The sequence below is a fragment of the Xanthomonas sp. SHU 166 genome, from assembly GCF_000364685.1.
Taxonomy (GTDB): Bacteria; Pseudomonadota; Gammaproteobacteria; order Xanthomonadales; family Xanthomonadaceae; genus Xanthomonas_A; species Xanthomonas_A sontii.
The window spans coordinates 1-11,404 of the sequence record NZ_AQOJ01000030.1; the positions used below are offsets into that span (position 1 = coordinate 1).

Below are 11,404 nucleotides of genomic sequence, written 5' to 3' on the forward strand. Positions count from 1 at the left end.
CGCAGCCGGCGGCGTGGCCGGCGCAGTTGCGCCGCTACCGCGCGGCCGCCTCGGCGCGGCTGGTGTGGCGCGACGTGCTGGGCCTGGACGAGGTCGATGCGACCCTGGCCGGCAGCACGCAGTTGGCCGAGGACTGCCTGGCACTGGCGCTGCAGGCGCTGGAAGGCGAGTTCGCCGCGCGCCATGGCGTGGTCCGCGCCGCCGACGGCAGCGTGCAGCGGTTGGTGGTGTTCGGCCTGGGCAAGCTTGGCGGTGGCGAACTGAATTTTTCCTCCGACGTGGACCTGGTCTACGCCTACCCGCAGGGCGGCGAGTCCGACGGCGCGCGGGCGCTGGCCGCCGAGGAATACTTCGCGCGGCTCGGCCAGCGCCTGGCGCGGCTGCTCGACGAGACCACCGCGGACGGCTTCGCGCATCGCGTGGATCTGCGCCTGCGTCCGTTCGGCACGGCCGGCCGGGTGGCGCTGTCGTTCGCCGGCATGGACCAGTATTTCCAGCGCGAAGGCCGCGACTGGGAGCGCTACGCCTGGCTCAAGGCGCGCGCGGTGGCCGGCGACATCGCCGCCGGCGAGGAATGGCTGCAGGCGCTGCGCCCGTTCGTGTACCGGCGCTATCTCGACTACACCGCGCTGGACGGCCTGCGCGAGATGAAGGCGGCGATCACCGCCGAAGTGGCGCGCCACGACCGCCTGGACGACATCAAGCGCGGCGCCGGCGGCATCCGCGAGATCGAGTTCCTGGTGCAGTCGCTGCAGTTGATCCGCGGCGGTCGCGAACCTGCGCTCCGCGAGCGCCGCCTGTTGCCGGCGCTGCAGGCGTTGGTTGCCGCCGGCCAGGTCGCCGCCGAGGACGGCGCCGCGCTGGCACAGGCGTATCGCTTCCTGCGCCAGGTGGAGAACCGCCTGCAGATGCTGCGCGATGCGCAGACCCACGCGCTGCCGGAGGATCCGCTGGACCGCGCGCGCATCGCCTTCGGCCTTGGCCATGCCGACTGGGCCGCGCTGCACGCAGCGCTGCAGGTGCAGCGCGATCGGGTCACCGCCGAGTTCGCCGAACTGCTGGCGCCGCGCGAGCGCGCGCTGGCGCCCGATGCGCTGGCCGACTACTGGCGCGGCCTGCCCGACGCTGGCCAGGTGCAGGTGCTGCGCGAGGCTGGTTTCGCAGACCCTGACGGCGCCGACCAGGCCTTGCGCGGCTTCGTGCAGTCGCTGGGCGTGCGCACGCTCTCCGATGCCGCGCGTGCGCGCCTGGACCGGGTGCTGCCGGCGCTGCTGCATGCCGCGGCGCGCTCGGCGCAGGCCGATGCCGCCCTGCACCGCGTGCTCGGCCTGCTGCAGGCGATCCTGCGCCGGGCCAGCTACCTGGCCCTGCTCGACGAACAACCCAGCGCGCTGGCGCGGCTGGTCGACGTGCTGGCGCGCAGCGCCTTCCTGTCCGAACGGCTGGCCGCGCATCCGCTGCTGCTGGACGAACTGCTCGACAGTCGCGTGGACGGCGCGATGCCGGACCAGGCGGCGATGCAGCGGCTGTGCGATGCCGCGGTCGCCACCGCCGGCGACGATCCGGAAGCGGCCTTGCGCGGCCTCAACGAAGCGCGCCAGGCGCTGAGTTTCCGCATCGCCCTGGCCACGCTGGACCGGCGCCAGCCCGCGCTCGACAGCGCGCGCCAGCTCGCGCAGCTGGCCGAGGCGGTGGTCGTAACGGTGCTGCGCCTGGCGCGTGCCGATCTGGTCGCCGCGCACGGCGAGGTGCCTGGCGGCAGTTTCGCCATCGTCGGTTACGGCAGCCTGGGCGGCGTGGAACTGGGCATCGGCTCGGACCTGGACCTGGTGTTCCTGTACGACCATCCGCCGGGCGTCGAAGCGTCGGTCGGGCCGCGGCTGCTGGAGAGCGGGCGCTGGTTCGCGCGGCTGGCGCAGAAGGTGATCGCGTTGCTCGGCGCGGTCACCGGTGGCGGCCGCCTGTACGACATCGACGTGCGCCTGCGCCCGGACGGCGGCAAGGGCGCGCTGGTGTCGTCGCTGGCCAGCTACCGCGAGTATCAGCGCGAGCGCGCCTGGACCTGGGAACACCAGGCGCTGGTGCGCGCGCGCGGCGTGGCCGGCGATGCGTCGCTGTTGCAGCAGTTCGAGCAGGTGCGCGCGCAGACCCTGGCACGCCCGCGCGAGCCCGCAGCGCTACGCGAGGAAGTGCGCAAGATGCGCGCGCGCATGCGCGCCGAACTGGACCGCAGCGATGCCGCGCGCTTCGATCTCAAGCAGGGCGCCGGCGGCCTGGTCGACCTGGAATTCCTGGTGCAGGCCGGCGTGCTGCTCGGCGCCGCGCAGCAGCCGGCGCTGCTGGCGCCGCGCGACACCCCGGCGCTGCTCGATGCGCTGGCGCACAGCGGCTGGCTGTCGCCTTCCATCGCTGCCAGCCTGCATGCCGCGCATGCCACGCTGGTGGAGGCCGGCCTGGCCTGCACGCTGGACCGGCGTCCGCGCCTGACCGCGCCCACGGCCGAGATCGCCGCGGCGCGTGCGGCGATTCGCGCTGCCGCGGCCGCGCTGGAGTTGGTGTTCGTCGATAGCCGTGCGGACGGCGACGCGGCACGCTAGCGCGCCTGCCATCCTGACGCCAGGCGCAGGTGTGCATGTGCGATGGCGGAGGCGACACGCGTTTCTGGCAGCGTGCGTTTGCCGAATCGCGGCAGAAAGCGGGTCGCCTGCGCTGTCTGCAATCCCCGGGGAGCCTGTGCACGCTGCCGCGCTACATCCGCAAACACGCCACCTTGGTCGCGGCGATCGGCGCCGGCATGCCGTTCCGCGCCGCGGTGGCGCGATTGCTACGCGCTGACGTACTGAGTCTGGAACCAGGCCGCGTCGGGATCAGTGTCCACCACTTGGTCGGGATCCACCCCGAACAGCCCCTGGTAGGCGCGCTTCCACAGGCCGGCGCGACCGGCGCACAGGTCGTGCCACAGCGCATGGAAGGTCACTGACTCGAACACCCGCACCACGTCCACGACCTGCTCGAGGTAGGCCTGGAACAGGTAAACCCGCTCGCCGGCCACCAGGATGTTGACGTTGTGGATCAACTGCGACGGATCGCCCAGCAGCACGATGTTGACGAAGTCGCCATCGGCGAAGGTCGGCAGCGCCGCATCCGCCAGGTACGGCGTGGTGCGCAAGGGCCGGTCGCGGCGCAGCAGCACCATTTCCAGCATCAGCGGGGCGAAGGTATTGCACGACCACGCCGGGTTGGAGACGGTGGGACTGGTCAGCGTGGCCAGCGCTGTGCCGGCCGGCTGCAGTTGCGCCAGGGTGGCGTTGAGCGCACTCAGCGCGAGGGCGGGGGTAACGTCGTGCGGCATGGGTATGGTCTCGTCGCAGGCGCGGCGCACGGGACGTGCGCCGCCGATGGCCTGTTCAACGTCTGTCGTGGCCGCTTGTGAAGCCGCGCTTGCGCAAAGCGCGGCGCAGCCGTCAGCGCGTCGGCGCCATCCGCCACAGCAGCGCGCGGAACGGCGCCAGCAGGCATACGCCGATGCCCAGCTTCACCGCCAGGTCGCCGGCTGCCCAGCTCAGCCAGGGCAGCGTCGAGCCGGCGAAGGCGATCGACCAGAAGATCGTTGTGTCCAGCGTCGCGCTGCAGGTGGTGGCGACGATCGGCGCGCGCCACCAGCGCCCGCGGCGCAGTCGGTCGAACACGGTGATGTCCAGCAGTTGCGCGGCGATGAAGGCCAGGCACGAGGCCGCGGCGATGCGCGGGGTGGCGATCCAGATCGACAGCAGCACCGCCAGTGCGAACCCGCACCAGGCCACCCGCCGCGCCGCGCGCGGGCCGAAGCGGCGGTTGATCAGGTTGCTGACCAGGAACGCCAGCGGATAGCTGAAGGCGCCCCAGGTCAACCAGTCGTTGATCGGGAACTGCACCAGCACGTTCGACAGCAACACCACCGCGCCCATCGCCAGCACGGACAGCAGCAGCGCGCGCGGGGTCAGCGCGGCGAAAGTGGGCGAGGGAGCGGCAACGGACGGCACGGCGATCGGGGCAGGGGCGGCGGGCGCGCATTATCGCGGCCCGGACGCGCGATGACCAATGCCGGGCATGTGGACGATCTCAACGCCCCCGTGCGGCGTAGGAGTGGCTTCAGCCGCGACAGGGCGTATCCCGATCTCGCGTGGTCGCGGCTGAAGCCGCTCCTATCGTGGCAAACCCCACGATGGGAACCGCTGTTGCGATTCTCCAATTCCAACTTCGCCGCACCGGCACTGCCGGGAGGCTGCACTGTGGGAGGGACTTCAGTCCCGACCCGACGATGCGTCCGCTTCGCACGACGTGTCCCCACGCTCCACGCGTCGCGGCTGAAGCCGTTCCTACAAATGGAACTCCGCGCTGGGAACCGCTGTTGCGATTCCCCATTCCCCATTCCCCATTCTCGGCTTCACCGCGGCAGCGCCGTTCCATCCACCGCCGCGCGGCCCACCGCCGGGTCGTCGGTGAAGAAGCCATCGATGCCGGCGTCGATCAGCGCGCGCATTTCCTTCATGCTGCCGGCGGCATTCACCGCAGCCGGGCCGCGCGCGTCCTGCAACTGCTTGGGCAGGAAATAGTTCTCGGGACGGAACGTGTACGGAATCACCTGCAGGCCGGCCGCATGCGCATCGGCCACGAACGACGTGGGCGCGGCCAGGGCGCCGTCGGCGCTCACCGGCACGATCGCGCGCAGGTTGGGGCTGACCAGCTGCGCGTACTTGGCGATCGCGCGCAGGCCCTGTGCACTGCCCATCTGCGCGTAGGTCGGGCCATTGCGCAACTGGTCGCCCGGGCGGTCCTTGGGGTCGCCCAGCAACTGCACCAGGCGCACGTTCGGATGGGTGCTGCCCAACTTGCCGTGCAGGTATTCCAGGTTGCCGATCTCGAACGACTGGATCACCACCGGCGCCTTGCGCGTGTAGGCATGCGCATCGAGGGTGGCGACCAGCTTGTCTTCCATCGCCAGGCCGAGCCCATGGAAATAGGTGCCGTGCTTGATCTCGGGAATCAGCCCGATCGGCCGCCCGCGCGTGGCCGACTCGGCCGCGGTGAAGTCGATGATCTCGTCCATGGTCGGCACCTGGAACTGCCCGTCGAAGGCGGTGCCGCGCAGTTGCGGCAGGCGCTCGCGCGCGCGCAGGGTCTTCAGCTCCGACAGGGTGAAGTCTTCGGTGAACCAGCCTTCCACGCGCTGCCCGTCGATCTGCTTGACGGTCTTGCGCGCGGCGAACTCCGGATGCGCGGCCACGTCGGTGGTGCCGCCGATCTCGTTCTCGTGCCGCGCCACCAGCACGCCGTCCTTGGTCGAGACCAGGTCCGGCTCGATGAAGTCGGCGCCGTCGGCGATGGCCTTGGCGTAGGACGCCAGGGTGTGCTCGGGGCGCAGCGCGCTGGCGCCGCGGTGGCCGATCACCAGCGGCTTGTGCTCGCCCGGGGCGGCGGCCGGGGCGGCCGCCGCGGTGGTCGCCAACACGGCCATCGCGCATCCCAACAACCAGGAGGTGGATCGGATCATCGCATGCGTTCCGGTTCGGGGGCGGGCGGACAGGATGGACGCGCTCAGAAGCGCGCGTCCAGGGTCAGGAACGCCTGCCGCGGCGCGCTGGCGTGGAAGGCCAGCGAGCGGCCGTTCGGATCGCTGTTGCTGAAGGAGGTGAGGTTGGAGGCGTAGCGCTTGTCGGTGAGGTTGGTGACGTTCAACGACAGCTTCAGGTCCCGCAGGAACGACACCGCCCCGAAATCGTAGCCGGCGCCGGCATCGAAGGAGGTGTAGCCGCCGAAGCCCTGGTCGTTGGTGTAGGTGTAGTAGCGCTGGCCGGTGTACTTGCCGCGCAGGTTGGCGTTCCAGCCGTTCCAGGTCCAGCTGAGTTCGCTGGCGAACATGCGCTTGGGCGTGTCCACGGTGGACTTGCCGGCGGTGGGGATGACCGCGCCGTTCTGCACGTAGTTGTCGTCGTAGGTGGAGCGGTTGATCGAGGCCGAGTTGTACCACTGCAGGTGCGCGGTCGGCTTCCAGATGAAGGTCAGCTCGCCGCCGCGGCTGCTCACCGAGCCGACGTTGAAGAAGCGCGTGGTGCACGCCGGGCTGGTGCCCTGCTGGATGCTTGGGCACGGGTTGAGCGAGAGCAGGCGGTTGTCGAAGGTGACGTCGTAGCCGACCAGCGAGGCCTCGAACTGGTCGCGCACCAGGCGGTAGCCGGCTTCGAAGGTCTTGGACTTCTCCGGCTGCAGCGCGCCGACGCTGGCGTCGAACGAGGCCTGGGTCACCAGCAGCGGGCCGCCGGCGCCGCCGCCCTGGAACGCGGCGATGTTCTCGGCATAGGAGGCGAACACTTCCTGGCCCTCGGCCAGGCGGTAGCTCAGGCCGGCCTGCGGCAGCAGCGCCTTGCTGGCCTTCAGCTCGCCGTTGGCCACCGGCGACTCCACCGCGATCCCCGGCGTCTCGCGCGCGCTCATGGTGGTGTGCGGGCTCTTGGCGCCGATGTCCAGGGTCAGGCGCTCGTCGAGCAGCTTGAAGGTGCCCTGCACATAGGCCTGCTTGGTGGTGATGACGTAGTCCTGCGAGAACAGCCGGCGGTTCGGGTTGCTGAGGAAGATGTCGTCGTCGATCGGGCCGTCGATCCAGTAGAAGTTACGCTCCACGTGGTGCTTGTTGCGCTCGTACCACACGCCCGCTTCCAGGTGGTGCGGGCCGATGTCCCAGCCCAGCGAGGCGATGCCGCCGGTGCGGTTGATGGTGTAGTTGGTGCTGCGGATCGAGATCGGCAGCGCCTGCGGCGTGCCCGGGTAGGACGGCTGGCCCGGCGACCACCAGTGGCCCTGGCCTTCGTTCTCGTGATGGTAGACCTGCGTGTGCACGCTCACCGCATCGGACGGCTGGAAGTCGCCGGCCAGGTAGTACAGGTCGTCGTTGCGCAGCGCGCGGCTCTGGTAGTAGGCGTCGTCGATGTTGTCCACGCCGCCGCTGTAGCCGCAACGGCTGGGGTTGCGCGTGGCCGGCGCGCAATAGGCCGCGGCCAGTGCGCGCTGCCAGTCCGGCGCATACAGGTTCCAGTCCCAGCCGAGGCCACGGTGCAGACCGCTCTTGGACAGGTAGGCGTAGTCGGCCTGCGAGGTGCGCGAGGTGTCGACGAAGGCGGTGATCTTGCCGCCTTCGAACTGGTACACGCCCTTGCCGTTGAACTGCGCGGTGTGGGTCGGCGAGCCCGGCGGTGCCCACATGTCGGCGTCGGCGTAGATGCCGGACAGGTAGGCGGAGAAGCCGTTGTGCTCGCCGGTATCCAGGCGCAGGTAGGTGCGGCGGTTGCTGTCCGAGCCCACGGTCTGCGCCAGGCGCACGCCGACCTCGGTGGACGGGTCGTCGGAGTAGTACTGCACCGTGCCGCCGAGATTGCTGGTGGAGGCCGTGCCCAGGCTGCCGATGCCCGAGGCCAGTTCCACGCCGCCGAAGTTCTCGGCGATCAGCGCGCGGCTGATGTTCAGGCCGTTGTAGTTGCCGTAGGCGTTGTCGCCCAGCGGCAGGCCGTCGAGGGTGTAGCCCAGGCGCACGCCGTTGAAGCCGCGCAGGCTGATGGTCTGCGATTCCTCGTTGGCGCCGAAGGCGTCGTTGGACTGCACGTTGACGCCGGGAATGCGGTTGAGCAGCTTCTGGATGCTGGTGCCCGGCGGCAGCACCGCCACGTCCTGCGCGGTGATGCGCTGCACCTGGCGGGTCTCGCCCTGGCCGATCACCGACACCGCATCGAGTTGCTGCACGTCGGACGCGGCACCATCGGCGGCGGGCTCCGCAGCGGTGGCGGCGAAGGGCGACAACAGGGCGGCGAGGATCGCCGTGCTCAGCAAGGAATGGAGAGGCATGCGCAAGGGGGATTCGTAAAGGAAGTGCGCACACGATGCGACAGCGACGTTGCAGGTTGGCGTCATCGGCGTTGCGGTTGTCATGCAGCGGTCCTGCGGCATGGCGTTGGCGTCGCGGCCGCTGGGCACGCCATGACTGCAGGTGCGCCATCGTGCGCCATCGCGGAAGAAGCGGCGTGGCAAGCGCGTGCCGACATCAATTCGATACAGAGTGTCGTCGATTGCCATGCATGACGAGTGGTGAACACATGTAAGCGCATGTGTCGGAAACCCGGCGAAACATGCTGTTTCCAAAGTCGAAAACGGCGTCGTCCGTCAAAGTTTTGTAGTGCGCTCCTCCTCAATGATCACGCCTCGCCCAAGCCCGACGACGTGCCGATGCGTGCAGACATGAGCAGGAAGCACAGTGCCCTCGCGTCGCTCGGAGCGTCGTTCGCGTGCGCTGTTGGGTCCTCGCCTCGACAGGTCTGCGCGCGCCGTACCCTCACCCCAACCCCTCTCCCGATGGGAGAGGGGCTCAGCGTTTCCCTTCTCCCCCCGGGAGAAGGTGCCCCGCAGGGGCGGATGAGGGGCCGGGCGCAGCCTCGCAGCAACGAACCACGCACGCGCTGCGCGCGCCGTACCCTCACCCCAACCCCTCTCCCGATGGGAGAGGGGCTCAGCGTTTCCCTTCTCCCCCCGGGAGAAGGTGCCCCGCAGGGGCGGATGAGGGTGCGGGCGCAGCCTCGTCGCAACGAACCACGCACGCACTTCGCGCGCCACACCCTCACCCCCAACTCCCCTCCCGAAAGCGGAGGGGCAATCGATTTCCCACCGCGAGGCCGCGATGGCCTCGTCCACTCGCTCTACCCCCGGAGAGACGCCCATGCTTGATCGCATCCGCCGTCGGCCCTTGCTGGCTGCAGTGTTGTCCGCTTCCCTGCTGTCCGCGCTCGGCACCGCCAATGCCGTGCCCGACGCCTCCATCGCGGCGATGACCGCAACGCTGCGCGCCGCGCCGGTCAACTTCGACGTGCACTTGCCGTTGCGCGATCAGGCCGGCCTGGACGCGTTGCTGGCCGATATCCAGGATCCGGTCTCCCCGCAGTATCACCATTGGCTGACGCCGACCGAATTCCAGCGCCGCTTCGCACCGGCGCCGGCGCAGGTCGCGCAGGTGCGTGCCGCGCTGCAGGCCGCGCACATGAACGTCACCGAGCAGGGCAACACCCTGCATGTCAGTGCGAGCGCGAACAACGTCGAGCGCTTGTTCGCGGTGCCGCTGACCGCGGAGGTCCAGCAGGGCAGCCAGGCTCACCTCGCCGCCGCCGCGCCCTTGCAGTTGCCCGCCGTGCTGCGCGACAGCGGTGCGACCGTGACCGGCCTGACCCGTGGTGCGCCGCCGATGCACGTCAACTGGCAGCGCGCGGCCACCAAGAATCCCGCCAACCGCTACGGCGCCGGCGGTACCACCTACTGGTACAACGATCTCAAGCAGGCCTACGGCTACCCGTCTTACCAGGCCACCACCGGCGCGGCCGGGCAGCAGCGCCGGCTCGACGGCACCGGCAGCACCATCGCCATCCTGATCAGCAGCGACGTGCTGGATTCGGACATCAAGGCGATGTTCGACCATGAGAACTTCAGCCGCTACGCCGCCAACCACGCCGACCCGACCCTGTACGCGCGCCACTACGTGGCCGGCGCCAAGCCCGGCCTCCAGGACGGCAACGACGCCGCGGCGAGCGAGGCCGCGCTCGACGTGCAGATGGCGCTCGGCGGCGCGCCGGGTGCGCACGTGCTGCTGTACGTGATCCCGGACCTGAGCGACGCCTCGGTGCTGGCCGGCTACCGGCAGATCGTGCAGGACAACCAGGCCGACGTGGTCAGTTCCTCGTTCGGCGTCTGCGAGCTGTACTACACCGCGGCCTACAACGGCGGCAAGGATTTCACCTCGCTGCTGCGTCCCTACGATGCGGTGTTCAAGCAGGGCAACGCGCAGGGCATCACCTTCGTCGCCTCCAGTGGCGACAACGCCGGCCTGGACTGCGCCGACACGCAGTACGCGGTCGACCACAAGGACGGCCGCTTCGTCGCCGGCGTCGAACACCCGGCGGCCAGCCCGCACGTGACCGCGGTCGGCGGCGGCAACCTGCTCACTGCGTACAAGAAGGGCAGCCTGGAATCCGGCTACAAGAGCGAAAGCGCCTACGGCGATCCGCTGGAGACCGCCGACTACTACGGCGTCGGCGCGAACCTGGCCGGCGGCTACTGGGGCGCCGGTGGCGGCGTCAGCGCCCTGTTCCAGCGTCCGGCCTACCAGTTGCGTGCACTCGGCGGGACGCGCACGTCCATGCGCGCGCTGCCGGACATCGGCATGCTGGTCGGCGGCTGCCCGGGGATTGCGACGCAGCCGTGCCGTGAGGGCGACAGCTCGGTGGCGACCTACTTCAAGGGCGGTATCTCGGCGGTGATCGGCACCAGCGTCGCCGCGCCGGAATTCGCCAGCGCGGTCGCGCTGCTGGTGGAGAAGCAGGGCCGCCAGGGCAATCTCAACGATTACCTGTACCGCCTGGCCGCCAATGGGCCGGAGGCGCTGCATCGCGGCATCCCCGGCTACAACGGCGTGGTCGACAACAATCAGCCGATCAAGGGCAAGTACAACTACACGGTCGGCGTGGGCACGCCGGTGGTGCGGCTGCTGATCGGCGCGCTGGATGCGGCGCCGGCCGGCGTGCCGCGTTCGCCGAGCAACCCCTGACATAGCGTGATGTGACGCGTTTGGCCCGGTTGCCGTGTCGGCGTCGTGGCAGCGACGCCGGCACGGCGGCCGATCAGGCCAGCGCCAGGCGGTCGCGGATCAGCGCGGCCACCCGCGCGGTTTCGCGTAGCGGTTCGATGCCGGTGGCGGGTGCGTCACCGGCATTCTCTGCCGGGAGCAGCCGCCCGCGCGCCTGCAAGGCGCGATGGAAATCCAGGGCGCGGCCACGCGCCGTCTCCGGCATCAGCACCTGCACCGGCACGCGCGTGGCGCAGGCTTCCGACAGCAGGTTCACCGAGTCTGGCGTGCACACGAGGCGTTCGGCCCAGCCGAGCAGGCCGGCGTAGGGATTGGCGCCATCGTCCGCGCCGCACCACACCATGCCCGGCACATCGGCGAACTTGCGGCGCAGGGCTGCGGCCACCGCGGGCGGCGTGCGCCGCGATGCGCTGGCGAGGAGGCTGCCGCCGTGCGCGCGCAACTGTGCGGCGATGTCGGCGAAGGCGGCCTGTGCCTGTGCTTCGCTCCACGGCGCCAGCCCGGAAGGGCCGCCCACCAACAGACCGATGCGCGGCGAGGGCAATGCGCCCAACGCAGGAAACGCCGTGCGCCCGGCCGCCAGCCAGGCATCGTCGATCGGATGCAGGCTGCCGAGCAGGGTCAGCACATTGGGGCCGCGTAGCCGATCGTGTTCCGGCACCACCACGATGTCCCAGTGGCACGGGTCCAGCCGCGGATCCAGGATCTGCACCACCTGGCTGCCGCGTGCGCGCAGCAGCCGCGTCGCCT

At 70.2% G+C, this 11,404-nt stretch carries 7 protein-coding genes; 2 read left to right on the top strand and 5 right to left on the bottom strand.

The window, feature by feature from the left end:
- Positions 1–2,597: bifunctional [glutamate--ammonia ligase]-adenylyl-L-tyrosine phosphorylase/[glutamate--ammonia-ligase] adenylyltransferase (gene glnE / locus D180_RS01580; protein WP_017911393.1), on the top strand; the 2,597-nt coding region annotated here is incomplete at its 5' end.
- Between the two features lie 227 nt (positions 2,598–2,824).
- Here the strand turns inward: glnE and D180_RS01585 are convergent.
- The 4 genes from D180_RS01585 to D180_RS01600 all read right to left on the bottom strand — a co-directional run bounded on the left by D180_RS01585 (position 2,825) and on the right by D180_RS01600 (position 7,875).
- Positions 2,825–3,352 carry a hypothetical protein gene (locus D180_RS01585; protein WP_017911394.1) on the bottom strand — a complete coding sequence of 176 codons (528 nt, stop codon included), beginning with the start codon at positions 3,350–3,352 and terminating at the stop codon, positions 2,825–2,827.
- Between the two features lie 112 nt (positions 3,353–3,464).
- Positions 3,465–4,022 (bottom strand): queuosine precursor transporter, encoded by a 558-nt coding sequence (locus tag D180_RS01590; RefSeq protein WP_010343084.1) that lies wholly within the window; start codon positions 4,020–4,022, stop codon positions 3,465–3,467.
- A gap of 404 nt (positions 4,023–4,426) precedes the next feature.
- Positions 4,427–5,497, bottom strand: a complete 1,071-nt coding sequence (locus D180_RS01595) for a glycerophosphodiester phosphodiesterase (RefSeq protein WP_017911395.1) — start codon at positions 5,495–5,497, stop codon at positions 4,427–4,429.
- Between the two features lie 80 nt (positions 5,498–5,577).
- On the bottom strand, positions 5,578–7,875 hold the full coding sequence (locus tag D180_RS01600) for a TonB-dependent receptor (protein WP_043090291.1): 2,298 nt from the start codon (positions 7,873–7,875) through the stop codon (positions 5,578–5,580).
- Positions 7,876–8,740: 865 nt separating this feature from the next.
- Here D180_RS01600 and D180_RS01605 point away from each other — a divergent pair.
- A complete protein-coding gene (locus D180_RS01605; protein ID WP_043090292.1) occupies positions 8,741–10,615 on the top strand; it encodes a S53 family peptidase in 1,875 nt (624 codons plus the stop codon).
- A gap of 73 nt (positions 10,616–10,688) precedes the next feature.
- Here D180_RS01605 and D180_RS01610 read toward each other — a convergent pair.
- On the bottom strand, positions 10,689–11,404 hold a 716-nt coding region (locus tag D180_RS01610), incomplete at its 5' end, for a mitochondrial fission ELM1 family protein (protein WP_017911398.1).